Origin of the sequence: Marinobacter sp. C2H3 (genome assembly GCF_037080155.1) — a bacterium.
In the GTDB taxonomy this organism is placed as follows: domain Bacteria; phylum Pseudomonadota; class Gammaproteobacteria; order Pseudomonadales; family Oleiphilaceae; genus Marinobacter.
In genome coordinates this window covers 87,520-104,495 of sequence record NZ_JBBBNZ010000003.1, presented here as the reverse complement: position 1 = coordinate 104,495, position 16,976 = coordinate 87,520, and the positions used below count along the sequence as shown (strand labels likewise).

Annotated in this window: 18 protein-coding genes and 1 pseudogene; 13 read left to right on the top strand and 6 right to left on the bottom strand. The window is 50.6% G+C overall.

Annotation, left to right across the window (positions count from 1 at the left end):
* The first annotated feature begins 329 nt into the window (after positions 1 to 329).
* From V3388_RS09965 to V3388_RS09950, 4 genes and pseudogenes are all read left to right on the top strand, one after another.
* Positions 330 to 584, top strand: coding sequence for an accessory factor UbiK family protein (locus V3388_RS09965; protein WP_336367401.1), 255 nt, complete (start codon positions 330 to 332; stop codon positions 582 to 584).
* 61 nt (positions 585 to 645) lie between these two features.
* A pseudogene (locus V3388_RS09960) lies at positions 646 to 1,497 on the top strand (YifB family Mg chelatase-like AAA ATPase); the annotation flags it as partial.
* A gap of 112 nt (positions 1,498 to 1,609) precedes the next feature.
* Positions 1,610 to 3,418 (top strand): hypothetical protein, encoded by a 1,809-nt coding sequence (locus V3388_RS09955; protein ID WP_336367400.1) that lies wholly within the window; start codon positions 1,610 to 1,612, stop codon positions 3,416 to 3,418.
* Between the two features lie 52 nt (positions 3,419 to 3,470).
* On the top strand, positions 3,471 to 4,571 hold the full coding sequence (locus V3388_RS09950) for a three-Cys-motif partner protein TcmP (protein WP_336367399.1): 1,101 nt from the start codon (positions 3,471 to 3,473) through the stop codon (positions 4,569 to 4,571).
* A gap of 14 nt (positions 4,572 to 4,585) precedes the next feature.
* On the opposite strand, the gene V3388_RS09945 is transcribed toward V3388_RS09950, so the two are convergent.
* Positions 4,586 to 4,864 (bottom strand): helix-turn-helix domain-containing protein, encoded by a 279-nt coding sequence (locus tag V3388_RS09945; RefSeq protein WP_336367398.1) that lies wholly within the window; start codon positions 4,862 to 4,864, stop codon positions 4,586 to 4,588.
* 146 nt (positions 4,865 to 5,010) lie between these two features.
* Between V3388_RS09945 and V3388_RS09940 the strand changes: the two genes are divergently transcribed.
* Both V3388_RS09940 and V3388_RS09935 read left to right on the top strand, forming a co-directional pair.
* The gene (locus V3388_RS09940) at positions 5,011 to 5,760 is read left to right on the top strand and encodes a DUF5131 family protein (RefSeq protein ID WP_336367397.1); all 750 of its coding nucleotides are present in this window, start codon (positions 5,011 to 5,013) and stop codon (positions 5,758 to 5,760) included.
* Between the two features lie 46 nt (positions 5,761 to 5,806).
* Positions 5,807 to 7,066 carry a three-Cys-motif partner protein TcmP gene (locus V3388_RS09935; protein ID WP_336367396.1) on the top strand — a complete coding sequence of 420 codons (1,260 nt, stop codon included), beginning with the start codon at positions 5,807 to 5,809 and terminating at the stop codon, positions 7,064 to 7,066.
* 46 nt (positions 7,067 to 7,112) lie between these two features.
* Here the strand turns inward: V3388_RS09935 and V3388_RS09930 are convergent, their stop codons facing one another.
* Both V3388_RS09930 and V3388_RS09925 read right to left on the bottom strand, forming a co-directional pair.
* Complete coding sequence (locus V3388_RS09930) at positions 7,113 to 7,967, bottom strand: ImmA/IrrE family metallo-endopeptidase (protein ID WP_336367395.1); 855 nt, start codon at positions 7,965 to 7,967, stop codon at positions 7,113 to 7,115.
* Positions 7,968 to 7,979: 12 nt separating this feature from the next.
* The gene (locus V3388_RS09925; RefSeq protein WP_336367394.1) at positions 7,980 to 8,324 is read right to left on the bottom strand and encodes a helix-turn-helix domain-containing protein; all 345 of its coding nucleotides are present in this window, start codon (positions 8,322 to 8,324) and stop codon (positions 7,980 to 7,982) included.
* Positions 8,325 to 8,421: 97 nt separating this feature from the next.
* Between V3388_RS09925 and V3388_RS16405 the strand changes: the two genes are divergently transcribed.
* The 7 genes from V3388_RS16405 (at position 8,422) to V3388_RS09895 (ending at position 13,790) form a co-directional block, all read left to right on the top strand.
* The gene (locus tag V3388_RS16405) at positions 8,422 to 8,715 is read left to right on the top strand and encodes a DUF3892 domain-containing protein (protein WP_442915635.1); all 294 of its coding nucleotides are present in this window, start codon (positions 8,422 to 8,424) and stop codon (positions 8,713 to 8,715) included.
* A gap of 17 nt (positions 8,716 to 8,732) precedes the next feature.
* Positions 8,733 to 9,641, top strand: coding sequence for a hypothetical protein (locus V3388_RS09920; protein ID WP_336367393.1), 909 nt, complete (start codon positions 8,733 to 8,735; stop codon positions 9,639 to 9,641).
* A gap of 309 nt (positions 9,642 to 9,950) precedes the next feature.
* Complete coding sequence (locus V3388_RS09915) at positions 9,951 to 10,973, top strand: carboxypeptidase-like regulatory domain-containing protein (protein ID WP_336367392.1); 1,023 nt, start codon at positions 9,951 to 9,953, stop codon at positions 10,971 to 10,973.
* 14 nt (positions 10,974 to 10,987) lie between these two features.
* Positions 10,988 to 11,821 carry a hypothetical protein gene (locus V3388_RS09910; RefSeq protein WP_336367391.1) on the top strand — a complete coding sequence of 278 codons (834 nt, stop codon included), beginning with the start codon at positions 10,988 to 10,990 and terminating at the stop codon, positions 11,819 to 11,821.
* An 821-nt stretch (positions 11,822 to 12,642) separates the two neighbouring features.
* Positions 12,643 to 13,020, top strand: coding sequence for an antitoxin Xre-like helix-turn-helix domain-containing protein (locus V3388_RS09905; RefSeq protein WP_336367390.1), 378 nt, complete (start codon positions 12,643 to 12,645; stop codon positions 13,018 to 13,020).
* A 106-nt stretch (positions 13,021 to 13,126) separates the two neighbouring features.
* Positions 13,127 to 13,510 carry a hypothetical protein gene (locus tag V3388_RS09900; protein WP_336367389.1) on the top strand — a complete coding sequence of 128 codons (384 nt, stop codon included), beginning with the start codon at positions 13,127 to 13,129 and terminating at the stop codon, positions 13,508 to 13,510.
* Positions 13,500 to 13,790, top strand: a complete 291-nt coding sequence (locus tag V3388_RS09895) for an MbcA/ParS/Xre antitoxin family protein (RefSeq protein ID WP_336367388.1) — start codon at positions 13,500 to 13,502, stop codon at positions 13,788 to 13,790. Before V3388_RS09900 ends, V3388_RS09895 begins: the two co-directional genes overlap by 11 nt.
* 82 nt (positions 13,791 to 13,872) lie before the next feature.
* Here the strand turns inward: V3388_RS09895 and V3388_RS09890 are convergent, their stop codons facing one another.
* The 3 genes from V3388_RS09890 to V3388_RS16400 form a co-directional block, all read right to left on the bottom strand.
* Positions 13,873 to 14,160 (bottom strand): hypothetical protein, encoded by a 288-nt coding sequence (locus tag V3388_RS09890; RefSeq protein ID WP_336367387.1) that lies wholly within the window; start codon positions 14,158 to 14,160, stop codon positions 13,873 to 13,875.
* Between the two features lie 294 nt (positions 14,161 to 14,454).
* Entirely contained in the window at positions 14,455 to 15,396 is a 942-nt protein-coding gene (locus V3388_RS09885; RefSeq protein WP_336367386.1) for a hypothetical protein, read from the bottom strand.
* 524 nt (positions 15,397 to 15,920) lie between these two features.
* Positions 15,921 to 16,973, bottom strand: a complete 1,053-nt coding sequence (locus V3388_RS16400) for a TniQ family protein (protein ID WP_442915648.1) — start codon at positions 16,971 to 16,973, stop codon at positions 15,921 to 15,923.
* Positions 16,974 to 16,976 lie beyond the last annotated feature (3 nt).

Below are 16,976 nucleotides of genomic sequence, written 5' to 3'. Positions count from 1 at the left end.
GCCGGTTGTTGAGCTCGGAACGCTGCCACCTCGCACGTCAATTGTGCGGATTGCGTACGGAGGCTTTAGCATCGGTTGTGCCAACGCAAAAAAGAGCTTATTTAACAACGCATTAGAGTTTTTCTGTTCCACTTTGGCGCAGCGTATCGCACTAAAACAGGGCGTAACGCCCGCCCGTGGCCCACTTTGGCGCGCACCGGTAGGGCCGATGGCGCGCGGGCATTATATCGTCCCGCGGGCACAGTATGGCAGGTCCCCCGCTGTGTTACACTCGGCTCACCGGTTTTGGCCGTCCGCGGCCGCAACGCCAGACATCAGAGAGGTGCAGTGTGAAAGGTCCCCAGGACATCTTTGCCCAGATCCAGGGCCAGCTTGGCCAGTTCGTACCGGATATGGCCCGGGCGGCCCGGGAAGATTTCGAAACCCAGGCCAGGGCGGCGGCCATGACGGTGCTGTCCCGCCTGGAACTGGTTACCCGGGAAGAGTTCGACGTGCAGCAGGCGGTGTTGATGAAGACCCGTGAAAAGGTCGACGCCCTGGAACAGCGGGTGGCGGAACTGGAACGCGCCCTGAACGCCCGGTAAATTCCCTTTATACCCTTTGCGGTGGGCCGGATGCCCGCCGCCAATGCCATGGAAGGTTGTTATGCTCGCCGTCGTCCATTCCCGCGCCAGCCTTGGCGTGTCCGCACCCGCCGTGACGGTGGAAGTGCATCTCTCTGGTGGCCTGCCCGCCCTCACCCTGGTAGGTCTGCCGGAAACCGGCGTGCGCGAGAGCAAGGAGCGTGTCCGCAGCGCCCTGCTCAACGCCGGTTTCGAGTTTCCCGCCCGCCGCATCACCATCAACCTCGGCCCCGCCGATCTGCCCAAGGAAGGCGGCCGCTTCGACCTGCCCATTGCCCTGGGCATTCTTGCCGCCTCCGGGCAGATCCCGGCGGAGCCCCTGGAACGCTGCGAAGTGATCGGCGAGCTGGCCCTCGACGGCGCCCTGCGCCCGGTCAAGGGTGTGCTGCCGGCGGTGCTGGCGGCCCGGGACGCCGGTCGCGAGCTGCTGGTGCCCCAGGCCAACGCCGGGGAGGCGGCGCTGGCGTCACGGGGTGACGTGCTGGCGGCCAGCCATCTGCTGGCGGTCAGTGAGCACCTGCACAAGCGGGCGACGCTGGTGCCCGTACCCCGCTCGGAAATGACGCTGGATGACGCCGTGCTGTCCGGCCCGGACATGGCCGACGTGCGCGGCCAGTCGGTTCCGCGCCGGGCCCTGGAGGTCGCGGCCGCCGGCGGGCATAACCTGCTTCTTTTCGGCCCGCCGGGCACCGGTAAGAGCATGCTGGCCAGTCGCCTGCCCGGCCTGCTGCCGCCGCTGACGGACGACGCTGCCCTGGAGGTGGCGAGCGTGCACTCGGTGGCCGGCCTGCCGGTGCGGGAGGGCCGCTGGCGGGAGCCGCCGTTCCGGTCGCCCCACCACACCGCCTCGGCGGTGGCCATGGTCGGCGGCGGCTGTCATATATAGGAATAGGAGCGACGTTATAGCAATAATTGCGATGGTGTAGATGCTTCCGTTAAAGTCAATGCTCATCTTAGTATCAGGAGCGACTTCATGAGAGGCGGAAGTGTCAGAACGATTTGAATGGAATCTCAAACGGGTCAATAGTTCCCTTCGACTCAAGGATAGTCTGACAGGGAATGTCGGAAATTGGATTGCATGGTGGTATTGCGGCATTTATAAGAACCAACAGGCCGGGTCACAACCAAATGTCCTCGTGGCATTCAGGGAGCTTTGGGACTCTGGCTATCTCTCAGATGACTTCATATTACGTCGAGTGCCCCTTTCGACCTTAGGTCATGTCCGACTGGGTACTGTATGGCAGAACGGTGTTTGTCGCCGAGAAGCCGAATTTGATACATGTGAATTTGACGTAGATTACCGGTCAGCAAAGTGGCAGTTTTCGTCCTTTCACTATGCTAGTCAAAACAACATTGCTCCTCCCTATCCGTTTACCTTGTATCCACTCCGATACAAATCAGACCGTAATTGGTTAATCGAATTTGACCTTGAGACTGGAGGAAAGCTAATAATTCCCTGTCTCGAATTCTTTTCCCGGTGCTATGGCCGCTCGGTAGAGTTGCGGCGAGTATTGGCTACTTATCCATGGTATGGAACTGAGGGTGGTGATGGTAATCGGTTATACGCGCCGCTGGACCAACCAGAGGAAGACGGCAAGTGGAAGGTGAAGCTGAGGAAGCGCCTGGCAAACGGGGATGTCTTGTTTCTTGCGCACGTGAAATATGATCGGTACGCAGAGTCTAGGGCGAAACAGATATACGCTCAGATTGAAGCACTCCATGATCCCTCTGGTAAGTACCCCGCTTTTCTGAGGGTTGGCCCGTGGTTCAAGGAACTCGCCCGGCTTAAGGTGAAAGGTATCTGGTTCGAAAATAGAAAATCGTTCCTGGGGCTCCAAATTGTTGGAGCTAGCGATCCCAGTGGTGTCCCAATCGAGAGAAGCCGGGACAATAGAAATAATGCCGAACAACCGGCCGACATAGACTCGCAAAAGCAAGCCTGGCAAGGCGCGACAGGGCGCTCAAGCGTTACGCCTCCTCAGATTATCGACCTTACGAAAGATAATGAACCCGATCAAAGTGCTGGAAGCATAGAAGTCGAGGAGCCAAAGTTTGAGGTGCTTGGTACTCAGAGGCTGGTCACTAACTATCGAGACAAGCAGGCCAAAGATACTGCTGGTAGCAAATTGAAAGGCGATGGTTCAGAGAGCTACTCAACGGGAGAGCATCACGGCGAGGGAAAGGGTGTTGGCTACGCGTCTATACGTGCGGAGCCAGTTATGGAATCTCAGGGTGTAATGCGCGATATGTGGAATGCGATAGTATTCCTCAGTGAAGCGCATCCTAGAAAAATTCGAAAAGTTGAATGGTTCACGTTTGAAGATGGTTACAGCTCTGATAAAGAGCCAAAGCTCATTGCCTTGGAATCGTTTGACGCAGATGAATCGGTTCAAGGCGATGAAGAGTTGCCTAGAACCATCCTAAACTGGCCGTATATAGATCGACATCAATCTAAGCTGAGAGGTGTATTGGTTGCTCGGCTCTCTCTACCAGACAAGTCGGTTCATATTGTCGAAATTCAAAGGAGGCGAAAACGAAGTGCCACTGGAATCTCTTGGGATTCTGAGGAATCTTTTAGGGGGTTGGTATTTGTGTTGAACGACCAGAAAAGCTTTGAGTGTTGGCTGCGCACCTTGCTTTCTAGAGTCCGCCACGTGACCGGTGTGTTTCAGAAATTAGTCAACGACTGCCCTGGAGACGCAGCTTCCTTCCAGCATCGCCCTGCCAAGAAGGAGCGGGTGCCATGTGAAAGGGCTGTGCTGCTCGCACTAGAGAAAATTGGTTTCGTTTTATAGAAAGTATTTGCTAAAAACCGTTACGAGTTCGTTGTAAAGGGAGAGAATCTCAGTGGCAAAGAATCATAAAACCCTGTGGGAGCTGGAGGAGCACTCTCTGGGTAAGCATCTGGTTTTCAAGAGTTATCTGAATGCTTGGTTGCCTATACTCTCAAAGTGGCACGGTCGACTTCTAATAATAGATGGCTTCGCGGGTCCGGGAGAATATGAGAATGGTCATGTTGGTTCGCCAATTATCGCATTAGAGGCTGCAATGTCTCACCGACATCAGGCAGTTCGTGATCAGGAGATCATTTTTTATTTTGTCGAATCCAATAAAAAGCGGTTGGAGCACCTCAAAGCTCTTGTTGCCGATAAATATCCATCATTGCCGAAAAATTTCAAAGTTCGATATGCTGGCGTCTCATTTGATGATGCAATGAGCGAGTTACTTGGCTATATAGAGGAACAGAACAAGCGGTTAGCACCTTGTTTTGCCATGATAGACCCGTTTGGTGTATCTGATACCCCAATGTCTGTAATTCATAGAATTTTGCAGAACCCAAGAGCAGAAGTTTATGTATCAGTTATGTATGAATTCATTAATCGATTTCTGAAATCCAAAGAATTTTCTCCTCATCTTGATGAATTGTTTGGAAGTAAGGAATGGGTCCAGGTTCAATCGATATCTGATAAATCGCAGCGAAAGGATCTACTCTACGATTTGTATAAGCAGAAATTGAAAGAATCAAAAGCAACCAACGCTGTACATTTTGAATTGTTTAAAGGGAATAGGCACGTTTACAGCATATTCTTTGCAACACAATCATGGAAGGGGGCGGATAAGATGAAAGCTGCTATATGGAATGTTGCGCCCTCAGGTGACTTTGTATTTCGGGGCGGAACTAACGCCCAGTTGGATATTTCTTCTCCAGACTTTACGCCATTGATGGATGCCATTTCGGAAGAATTCGCTGACCGGTGGGTTACTCCAGCGCAGATTGCCCATTTTGTAGGGTCCGACCGAACTATATATCACTCTTCTCAATTCAAGAAAAACGCTCTTAAGCCGCTGGAGCAAAGGGGACAGTTGATCATTCATCCTGATGACGCCTCAAAGCGAACTCGACGTTTCACCTATCGGGATGATGTTCGGCTGAAAATAACGGTCTGAGCGCAGAGGTACAATCAGAGAACAGAATGTTTCCGCGCTTCACCTATTGCTCGAATGCACTTGGCTAAAACCCTTGCGTCATCGACCTCTCCATTCCAAACTTCTGAAAGTGCCTGCATTAATTCTTCGTTTTGTCGCGGGTCGACCGCCGACCTGACGCCCAGAGCCTTGCCAATTTTAATGATTTTTTCACTTTTCTTGGCCCAGTTTCGATTCAAAACTCGACTTATGAATGCTTGGCTAACCTTTAGCTCTTTTGCGACCTGAGCTTGAGTTAGTGAGTTTTTGTCCATGTGACTCTTTAAAGATAAGGCCAAGTCCTCTTGCGTGAACATATTCAGATATTCATATTATAGTGAATGATCGAATATGATACTCTATAAACTGTGTAGCTGCGATCTGGTTTTCTGTACAGTAGACTTCATCGAGGGAGGCGAACATGAGCAACAAAAGCGCGATTGAGTGGACAGAGCACACATGGAACCCAATGACTGGGTGCACGAAAGTATCGCCTGGCTGTAAGCATTGTTACGCTGAGGAGATGGCCAAGCGCCTAAAGGCGATGGGCACCCCAGGATACGAGAATGGTTTTGAGCTCTCTCTTTTGACAGAGCGTCTTGAGCAGCCGTTACGTCGGAAAAAGCCAACCAAATATTTCGTTAACTCGATGAGCGATCTTTTCCATGAGGCCGTTCCAGACAGATTTCTTGACCAAGTCTTTGATGTCATTGCTCGTACTCCACAGCACACATATCAGATACTGACCAAACGCGCTGACCGGATGGCGGATTACTTTAAGTTGAATGATGCTCCGAAAAACGCTTGGCTGGGCGTCTCTGTAGAGGATGTAAAGTATGGTGTGCCAAGAATTGATCATCTAAGGAAAGTTGACGCCACGGTGCGATTCCTTTCTGTAGAGCCGCTGCTTGAGGACATAGGCATAGTTGATCTTGCTGATATCCATTGGGTAATTGTTGGCGGGGAATCCGGTCGTAACGCCCGGCCTCTGAGAGAGGAGTGGGTCGACAATGTTCAGCGCCAGTGTGAGGCTCAGGGCGTCGCCTTTTTCTTCAAGCAGTGGGGAACGTGGGGCTCAGACGGAAAGAAAAGAAATAAGAAGGCGAATGGTCGCGAATTTCAAGGCAGAGTCTGGGACGAGATGCCTCGTATCGCGGCGATAAACGTATAGACACGCGATTTTCTTGTGCTAAAACATAGAATAATAAGGTGGCCGGATGCCAAAGAAAAAAGGTTACGATTGGTCAGATATTGCCAATCCGCCTGTGCTGGACAGCCATAGCTCAGTAAAGCATGAAATAATTTGTGATTATCTTCGGAGATATATCGCAGTTTTTACAAAGAATCCGACTATTGATCGTTTTCGGATAAACGTCATAGATGGGTTTGCTGGCGGTGGACGTTATCGTTCGCCCGCTGGTTCAGATATACTTCCTGGTTCTCCGGTGCTTCTTATGCAGACAATGAAAGCTGCAGAAGCTGAAATCAATTCGGCCGGAAGAATCAAGCCTTTTGTTTTGGATGCCACCTATTTCTTCGTTGAGATTGATTTCGAGGCAGTTGCGCAACTGAGATTCGCACTGACGGAATCTGGTCTATCAAGTGAGAAGAATGTTCACATTTTCCATAATGATTTTTTGAAAGTCTTGCCAGCAATCTGTAATGAAATTAAGAGTAAAAGCAGGCAGCCCAGAAATATTTTCATTTTAGATCAATACGGCTACAAAGATGTTCCTCCTCCCGTGTTGAGGCAATTGTTCAGGCAATTTCCAAGCGGCACGGAAGTGCTGCTTACATTTTCGACAGATAGCCTGATTAATTATATGTCTACTAAATCGAGTTTCGTTAAGGCGTTGGAAAGGTTAAATTTAGAAGGAATTCTTAAGCATCCAGACCTTCAGAGCTCGATAGAGATAAAACATAGTCGGTTGCTAATTGAGCAGTTGCTTTATGACGAAATACAAAGTCAGTGTGGTGCATCTTTTTATACGCCATTTTTCATTGTTTCTCGAAAAAGCAACCGCGCATATTGGCTTATTCATTTGTCGTCGCATCCAACAGCGCGCAATGAAATGTTGCTAACACATTGGCAAAGTCAGAACGCTTTCGAACATCACGGAGCCGATGGGCTCAACATGATGTTGGGGTATGATCCGACCTTTGAAGCGATTGCAGATCAGAGAACTTTCGATTTTATTTTTGATGATGATGCAGATAGCCGCGTATTAAACGCATTAGCTGAGGACATACCTGAGTTTCTATCTGCATCGGATACCTTTACTGTTCAAGATCTGATTTTCAAAACCTGCAATAGGTCACCAGCTACTCTCGCCCAATATAAGCACGCGCTGTTTCGGCTGCAGCAGGCTAAAATACTCCAAGTCCTAACTGTCACGGGAAAAATGCGGAGATCAGCTAACTCCATTTCTTTCGAAGATCGCTTGCTGGTCACTAACCAGCTCTATTTCATGTTGTGATAAATTGTTATAGAAGTGTTATATCCGGCTCTTTAGGGCGATATCCTTAGTTCCTGAATCTTGGCGTCCAAGACTCAATTAAATCTTCGTCCTCTTCATCGGGCAGCTCATCAATCGAGATAACCGTCAGGGTTCTCATGTATTGACCGAGCCCCTTAACTTCCTCATATGCATCAAAAGGTTGATCGCAATCGAACCACGAGGATAGGTTCGTTTCGCCATCAGTCGCAGCGCCTTTGAGGACGTTATCTTGCAGTTGGTTAAATCTGTAGGTAGCGGTATCACGAGGCAACGGCGTATCTTTCCTGATCCAGCTCAGCCCTCTGATTTCCTTCAACTCATCGGACATAAAGCAATATTTGATTATATTGCCTTCACTAATTATCACGGCAACCGCGTCGGGCGTTCTTTGGGCATATCGAATCGCGGTTGCAGTTAGAGATGTACTGCATAGGCTGGAAAGAGACGCGATCGCCGTTAAGCCGCTCTGTGCCTTGTCCATCGCAGGATCGAATAGAAATGACGGCATCAGTAGACCAGCGGCAAAATGATCGGCTTCTTGCTCGCAGCGGTCACTAGAAGTGAACCCAGCATGGGACTCGTGTATGCCGGATGCCAGGAGCTTTTCGGGGTGACCTGGTATGGAATAATGCCCTAGCTCATGAGCAATGCAGAAGTTTTGGAATCCGAGGCTCTCGATATAAGTGGCATACTGGATGCCGAAAAAATTACCGGCCTGTACCAACGTACCGGAAACGGTTTTCTTTTCAGGCGGCAATGCTTCGACTTCAATTCCAAGATTTTTGGCGATCTGCAATGGATCAATCGGGAGAGAGTTAAAATGTTCCCGTGCAAGCTCTTCGCCAAGTTTGGTAGCAGTCCTTCGCCAAATCTCGTCCACTATGAAGGTCCTCTATGCTTTATCCTTGTTACGTTTGGCAAGCCGGGCCATGAAATCGCGGGCCAGCTCTCGGTCATCGTCTGTGAGATTTTGATAGTCCCGGAATATTTCCACGTCGCCGGTGAGGTTCCCAGTCATCTCGTCTACTCGCCCCATAAGGTAGTCGATCGAGACATCGAGGGCATCGGCTAGCTTCCTCAAGTTATCAAAAGACGGCTTCCTAGCACCAGACTCAAAATGTGAAATAGCAGTAGAGGGCAGTCCAGCCTTCTTGGCAAGCCCGTCCTGACTGAAGTCGCGTAGCTTTCTGGTATCGCTCAGCCGCTTCTTAAATAGCTTTCCATCGGGTGTTGACATCTACTTGACGAATCCGTAAAGTTTAAATTGACGAACGTTTCGGGCTGGCAGGGCCTTTCTTTTTAGCTTTGCGCTTGACGAATTCGTCAAATAATATATGACTATTTATGAAGTTGCAAGGAGAATCTCAATGGCAGACAGAGCTGTCTTCAAGACTGGAAAGGACCGTGATGGTGACATCACTAAACTGTGCAATGAAGGCCAATCCTGGTCACCGCGGAGCAAATCCGACGCGATCCGGGATATCGAGAGTGGCACTCATACCTATTATGTGCCCTGGAAATCCGGCCGCACAGAAATACGGGTCGTCCCGGGTATCACGGGGAAATACCTCAGGACTGACCGTGATAACACGTCTAGAAACAATCTTGATGACTTGCCTGATTGCTAGTCGGGCATGCAATCATAATGGACATCAAATCGATAAATTCGCTGCGGGAGATAGGGTTACAGCTTGATCGTGACCAGTATCCGCGCGTGCACAATGGCGGGATTGTAAAGCCCGGCGATGCCGTCATTGCACATTCAACACCGGGTGAGGACACTGATTATGTCATCCAACAACAGAGAAGATCCGAAGCCAGACCGCGGGAAAGGACCGCCAGATGGCAAAGGTCGACCAGTCGATCCGGGGAGACCTGTGAAGCCGCACCGATCTTCGAGTCAAGCCTTCGTACCACATACGGTGCTGATTTAGAGGCAGTTCTGGCCGCCTACCCTGACACGGTGGTGTGGCATCGGGCGGAAGGGTTGTGGCTGCTAACAGAGAGTACGGTACTCCCCGGACTTGGAAAGAAGGCCACATTCCTTATTGCCCTTCCGTTCTCCCGCGACCTAAAGCCGAGAAGTTGGGGGTTCTGGACTACCGCTGTATCTTGGCAATGGATTGGCCCGCGACACACAAACTTCCCGGACGGATCGATATGCGCCTTTGATCCTGTTGATCGGACATGGGCGCCTGGCGAAAGCATTGTTCAACTGATTGATTTATATTCACTTTGGGCTTTCCGGCATGAGCATTTGAGAATTTTCGGACGGTGGCCGGGTCGTCAATCCGTACCACTCGCCTATGAAAGACTCGACGAGCTTCATGACGACGAATTTTGCGGCTGCAACAAATCGCAAAAGCTTTACAAGGATTGCTGCAAAACGGAAGACCTTTCCCGGCGGGTGGCAGTCGCTTTTTGGCAGTTTTTCCACCATGTGGGCGGGCGTATCTTCCGTAAGCCTCCTGAGCTGATCTACAACGTCATCCGAACACGCAGTGAGCCGCCACCGATAATTGAGACTTTAATTAGCCCTCAGTGTTTGCGGTGATATCGGGCACTTCCCGAATTTCTGGCCACAGGTTTAAATTAAACATGGTCGGACGCTGGGTGGATGCCCTCGTGTTCAAATAAAGCAGGGGCGTCTACTGGGTTGGTGCGCTATGAGCTTGCCAGCATTGCTAATTTTTTTCAGCTAACTATAAAGGTAAGTGCCAGCTTACAAAAAATAACTCATAAACACGCCTCGTTACACAGAAGTTGTAATTCTCTCCTAGTATGGTGTTGGTGGCGACATAACTTCAGTGTTTTCTGAAGGTGTTAGCCGCAAGGGACTTAAACGAAAACATGGAGGCTTAAAATGCTAAGGCTATTTGTCTTATTCACGTCATTAATCACTATTTCACTCACTTCACTTCAGGCTCATGCTAGCAATAATGGAACTGCTGCATGTGAAACTCTTTCGGAGCCTTTTAAGCAGCTTGCTACAATGACGCTAGACCCCGCTGTGGGTAATCCCCCGAAAGTCGCACTTTGTCATCGAGTCGCCAATGCTGAGAAGCATTATGCTAAACAGGCCAATGACAAGGCGATTCAAGAGCTGGACAAATACATTGCCAGCATCAGCAAGCGAAACGGAAAGTTTGTTGAAGAAAGCTATGCAGCCGCATTAATCTCCGAAGCTGAGCGGGTGATCTCTGTCATTTCTGGCGACTTTGAACCAGAAACAATGACTATAAATGGTGGCGTGTTTGGCTTTAACGACAAGGCACCAGTGAGTGGCGCAACCGTTAGCGTCAGTTTCATTGAATCGGGATCGACTTTTACAACAACCACCGATAGCGATGGCCTTTTTTCGATTGAGGATCTGACGGAAGCCGGGGTTTACGTTGTTGATGTGACAACAGCTGATGGTAAAACAGGTACCGCGCAAGGCAGCTTGCTTGAAACTGAAAACACATCTTCCGTCCTCGTCACTGTAGACCTCGCGGGTAGTGGCGCAATCTATGGCACCGTTTATGACGAAGCCGGGTTCCCTGTTCCCTCCGCTCTCGTAACAGCCATCTTTCCTGATACAGACAGGAAGTATTCGGCAATATCGACAAGCGACGGATCATTTACTCTGACAAATGTGCATGGTGATGGGACCCTGATTCTCGTTGGTTTCAACAACGACACTGGTGCAAGTGGCTCTACCACTGGAGTGCTCTCGAGCTTTGCCTCACAGATTACGCGCAACGTGACAATAACTGCTCCTCAGACAGTCAATCCCGAGTTTCTGAACGCGGGGTTTGAGAATGGCTTAGAAGGCTGGTCCACCGAAGGTTCAGTGACCATCGTCGATCGAAACCTTATTTTCACAACCCCCGATTCTGGCAACTAAGGGAGAATTACGATATGGATATTATGAGCAAAGCTACGCCAAAGTTGGGTGTCGTTATCTCTTACACTGCAATTATACTTCTCGGCGGAGCACAGAATGCAGCTGCGAATGGCTGCCCGGTAACTCAAGCTGTGGTTGTCAGTAATGCTGGTTCACAATCAGCTAAGGGGAGCTTGAGCCAAGCATTTGTAGTCCCGCCTGCTTATGAGCAAGTCTCTGGCCGTATTCGGTTTCTTTCAAACGAGTGGCCGCAGTACTTTGGTACAGAGTACAACGATACTTATCTCGCTCGATTGACTGCGCCAGGTAAAGTCGAAATCATAGCCAGTGGCAACGTGAACAGCTCGTCCTGGTCGTCAGGTTTGCTTGGATACAACGGAGCTACGCCTGAAATTAGATACAACACCGACCTCTCCGGGCTAGTAGGCCAGACGGTCCAGTTAGCATATGAGGTGCAGGATGTTGGGGATACAATCGTAGACTCTGCTTTGGCCATCGACGCTGTACAAGTTATCCGCACGGATCAATTTGTGCCGGTCGCAGGGCAAGGTGGGGCGTTGACTGGCGCATCAACAATCAGTGGATCATTTGGCCAGGCAGTCAAACTGACATTCACTAACCAAAACATCCTAGGTACGACAATTTCCGTCAAGGATGCGTCTCCGTTTGGACAAACGAAGGAGTCAATCATCCTGCCTCAGCAGAGTGTCACTTTTACGTTTGTGGCCTTTGGAGAAGAGCCAATGGGATGGGATTTCGAGGTGTCGACAAATTCTGATGCATTCGTGGTTTCATACGGTGTTGAGTCAACCTGGACAGAGGGGATGCCGCAGAACCCATGCTATTAAGACTCCTGGTTTTTACACTTTTAGTTATCGGAACCGCGTGCGGCACTCAAACGCAGCATGCACATGCTCAGGAGAGTCATGCTGCCACAGTAAACTTGACCGAAGATGCGATTGAGGCTGCCATCATCTCTGACGGAGCAATTTGGCTGAAACTCACACCGAGTGGGAGTAACCAAATGGCAACGATGACGAGGGATCACCTAGGCAACCGTGTAATGGTTAACGTTCTTGGCCACGAAGCGATGTCGCTAATGGTCGTTCACGAGATCGTCTCGGATAGGTTGGTAATTAAGTCCCCGTCGCAGGAGCTCAAAGCGGCAATCGAACCCTATCTGGTTGAAGCAAGATAGTAGCAATTAGGGGGGGGCAAATTCTGCCCCCCCCCCTAATTGCCTGCCGTTCAAAGTATTTAAGATGTCGACAGCGGATCCGTTTAGCGACAGTGTGATGGTGTTTTTATCCAAACAGCACGCAAGTCGCTAGCAATGAGTGCAAATTAGTAACGAGACTTACTAAATAGTAAATTCAGCTACTAAAGCGCACTAACCGGGGTGCATCTGACTCTGCAAGAGGACCTATGTCCACCAACGCATGACGGAAAAGAGCTTCTGGAAAGCCTCGATGCCTACACTGCCCATGCCAACGAACTGGCTCAACCGCTCCCTCAGGAGCTTACACCCTTGGAAGGCCTCAAGGGCTCAGTCAAATGCTACGACCGGCCAACTGATCCTGTCTGGGAAGAATTCCTTGTACCCGATGAGTGAGGGCATAGCGGACGATTTCATGGAAGATCGAGAGCAGCCCAAGAACGGACGAGAATAATGGCTATCGATAAAGAAAAAGCCAAAGGACATGTAGCTCTCAAGGGATTCTTTGGTATCTGTCGCGAGTGGGACTGCACCCAGGAAGAGATGAGGCAGATGCTCGGTGGGGTGTCCCGGAGCAAGCTGGCCAATTATCGGAAGTTGCCGCACGTTAAGCTCTTGCGGGATACCTTAGAGCGCATCAGCTACATCCTGGGCATCTACAAATCCTTGAGAGTCATGTATCCAACGGCCGGGCGCGCCAACCGTCGGGTTCGACTGAAAACCAGTGAAGATCCTTTCGCTGGAACGTCTGCCCTGGACTTTATGGCGAGAGGCTCCATGAAGCACCTCATGGAAGCTCGACGCTACTTTGATGCAAAGCGGGCGGGGTAACCAACCACCGTAGAGTGAGAATAATGCTGATCCCACACATCACCGGTCATACTGCACTAGGATGATATGGATGGAAATCTAGAATTTCATTTTGAGATGCACTCCAATGATGAGCCACGAATCCCGAGACGAAACACTTCTACAGCATCAGAAGGGCCTGATAACGGCGCTGAAGATTTTGGACTTATGGGGTATTGGAGAAGCAGATCAAGGGTTCATTTTAAACATCGATCGGGATCTTTTGAACTCATCGGAGGTGCTCAACGGACTAACCGAGCGCCAATTGTTAAAGATCTCCTATATACTGAACATCCATGCCTCACTCAGAGAGCTGTTCCAGAATCCGGAGAATTTCTACGGTTTTATGCAAGCGGTTAACCACAACTCACCATATTGTGGCCGCACACCGTCGGATTTTGTGGTGACCGGGGAACTCGACTCGCTCAAGAAAGTTTTTGAAAGCCTGGAACGGCTGAAATATGGACAGTGATACAGAGCAAGTGGCCCCTGACATAGCTGAGCAATTAGGTGTGTCCGGAGACGAACTGTCTGAGCATGCGCTTTTGGAAAGTTATTCCAAGGAAGACGTTAGAATTCTCTTTGAAGCGCTCAGAGACAGAATGGTCGCCGTGATTGGTAACGATCCTGACAATTTGGCCCATTGGTTGAGAACTGACAACCTTGCATTCAACGGCAGACCGATTGATCACCTGGGCACAATTGAAGGCTTCCGGGATGTCATTCGTTACCTCGAGTTCTTTTCTCGGTAGGACTAGCCGGGCCCGGTTGGGTTGAGCCCATTATCCAATGGCCGGAACGATAAATGGGCGCGCTGGTATACCAGTTCCTCAACTATTCATAGGGACAGTCGGGACTTCCCCATTCCATACCAACTGGACCGCCAACCGCGCCCTGGAGTTTGCGGTACTTGATCCATTTGATCGCGATCTCATCCAAAATCTCTGAGGGAATCTCAACGGTGAGACTTTCGACAACCCGGTCTTTGTAAGTCTCTTTCGAAACCTCGAAAGAAGCCGGTTTCTCGAGCGAGAGGAAGACTGAACGAGGCTCCGATGACAGGAGCTCTTCGTTGTAAAGATGAAATTTATCGCCTGCCGCGATAGAGGCTTTGGTACTCATTTGTCACCTCCCAGTATCAACGTTTTGATTGTATTCTGTCGTTGTCTAACTCGAAAGAAAAGCAAATCGCCAGCGGTAGCTAGCTGGACTTGACCTGATGAGCCTTCCGGCTAATTTGTTTGACCAGTGACGATGCTGAATGTCGGATGAGATTTACGTCTGCCACTGTAGTTGCCCCCGCTAAATCAGTACCTACCACGCGCTGATATTGCTCATCACACTGATTCCTTCACCAACACCAGCAGAAAATAGAGCTTTCGACAGCAATGAAACAACAGGATGCGAATTCTTGAGCTAGAGGTATCGATGGATTAAATCTATCCCTGGATTGGGTACCGGTATGTAATGGACTTGGCCGTTGACGATCAGCGCCAAACCAGAATCGTCTGCGTATTCCATGGTTTTCAGTAATAACTGCACCATGTGTTTGGGGACTTTTATGTCGTGAAAGTACTCCAAGGCAACAGGAAGCCATTGGTGCAGTAAGTCCTCGTGGTTCCATTTCTGGCGCATCATGGTTGCGAGAAGATACTCAAGTTTCTTTCGCCGATTTTGGCGGACTCGAGTAACATCCCTCCGAGCCGACAAGGCGAACTCGTACTTGTCGTTTAAGTAATTTATAAAACCGGTAACCGCAGCTCGTTGCCCGGGACGTTCGCTGAGGTAGCAGTCCAACAGATCTTGGTTCGGTAGGGGACGGCCCGATTCGGCCGCCACCCGGAGGATGCCTACCGCTGGGGTTAGTGCCAGTCGAACCGAGCGTACAGACGTTTTGCCTTCGCGCTGACGTTGGCGAAGTCGATTAGCGTACCCATTGATTGCCTGAGCAGCCTCCGTGTCGAGTGAAAAGGCTGACAACGCCCTTTCGATTTGATCCTCTTCCGAGGCGGCTTTTCGTATAGCTTGATCTGGGTAGATCCCATGAATTAGGGAAAGCCATTTCATGGGACGTCTTACTCGGCGCAGACCCTCGGGTTTGAAATGGGTAACGAGAGCTCGGTATGCTGGGACGGTGTCACCCCATATCCTTTCGATCTCCAGGAAGAAAAGTAAGTATTTGTGTACCGACAGGGCCGCTGTTTTACTTCCATACGTCAGGATCAGCCAGTTCCCAAAGCGAGTGAACTCATCAGCCAGATGACAACCAGAGAAGGCTTCGCGATCAATGTTAATACGTCGTGTTGCACTGCTGAGCCAGTAGCACTCTTCGCAGCGGGTAACACGACCTGCGGGCATCGATTTCCCGCAGACTCTGCAAGGTACTTCTCCAATCTCATTGCATAGCTGGCAGAAAGGACGACCATCAGGGGATGTGTAGCATACTGACCGAAAGCGGCGACATGTCGAGCAGGTTCTAAAGCCCTCCCTCTGGCAGCGCGGACACAAACGCTGATGGCTTCCGAGGTGGGAGACTCGTGAACGCCGGGAGGATGATTCGCCGCAGGCATCACACGGAAAGTGGGGTCGAAAATATGGAGAGCAAGCGTTGCAGACTCTGCCATATCTGGTCTTTAGACCCGTATCGAAATTAACCTTTTGACACCGAATACAGGGTTTCGACGCCTCGCACTTTGAACAAATTGCGCCAGGAACATCTTTAGGTAAGCGTCGTGCGTTGCCGCATTGGGGACAAAACCGCACATGGAAGACACGTGCGTAGCACGTCGAGCAGTAGCGGTGAGAACGCACGACTCGGTGGATCTTTGCTACGACTCGTCCGCACTCGTCACAGAGCTTCTGTTTTTGCTCAAGCATTTCCATTATCCCCCCAGCTTTCGTTGCAGGCGAACCCAGGTCATGAGCACTGATCGACGTGATCGAGGTGTGGGAACTGCTTTGTTTGGTGACCTGGGTTGCCGGCTTTTGAGCGGGAGCCGTAAAACAAGCTCTAAAAGAGGTGGAGGAATGCTCCCATGAACGGACCGCAGACAGTTGGCCGTCACCCCCGCGCACAGAAAGGTTTGTAGTAGGTCATCTTGAGCGATCAGCATGAGGCGATACGTTCGCTCGAACAGGAAATCGCGCTCAATGGGCAGCAGCAACTCCAGCGGTAAAGCGAGCAAAGGCGTATTATCGTGATGGTCATGTAATATCTGAAGAGACCTCAGTGCAGTCGCTAAACGGGATTCAGGCTGTCGCAGTGCAAGCCGAACGAGGCTTGTGAAAAAGCGGGCTACGGCAAACCATTCGCTTGAGGTCAAAGATTGACCAAAGTAGCTGCCGCCGTGGGAGGAGCCTGCAACCAGTTCTGCCGTTGCCTGGAAGAGATTGGTTGAGGTGTTAAGTCGATAGTGGGGCGCATTGCGGAGGTCGAACCGGCAGATCGGACACACGGCAAGTGTGCCAGCGCCAGCATTGAGCCTGTGAGGCTGCACTGGCGCCAGGCATTGGTTGCAATGGCTCATCAAGGGTGTCTGGTGCTCCCGGCAAGCGTATTGCCACGCAAACCGCCAATGGCGTCTGAAGTAAGGCTTCGAGTCCTCTTGGAGACAGGCAGGACAGTATTGAAGGCCGCCCCGCCGTTGGCGATTTCTGGAGCCCAGCCCCAATATCCATGGCCAAGTCCCCAATCTTTGGAGTCTACGGCCAGCCACAGCCTCAGCTTCTATACGCAGAGAGGCTAACTTGAAGGAGGAGGCCGGAATACCAGAAGCTGCAGAAAGAGGCGGAATTTTTCGGTCGTCTAGGCCTCGGTCAATATCAACTGCCCAAACCCGCCATTCTGGCCAAATCGAACCTGTTAGCACTAGAGGGTCGCAACCTTGGGTGAGCGCTGCTCGCGTCAGCCAGGAAGAAAGCGTTTCCGAAGGCATTAT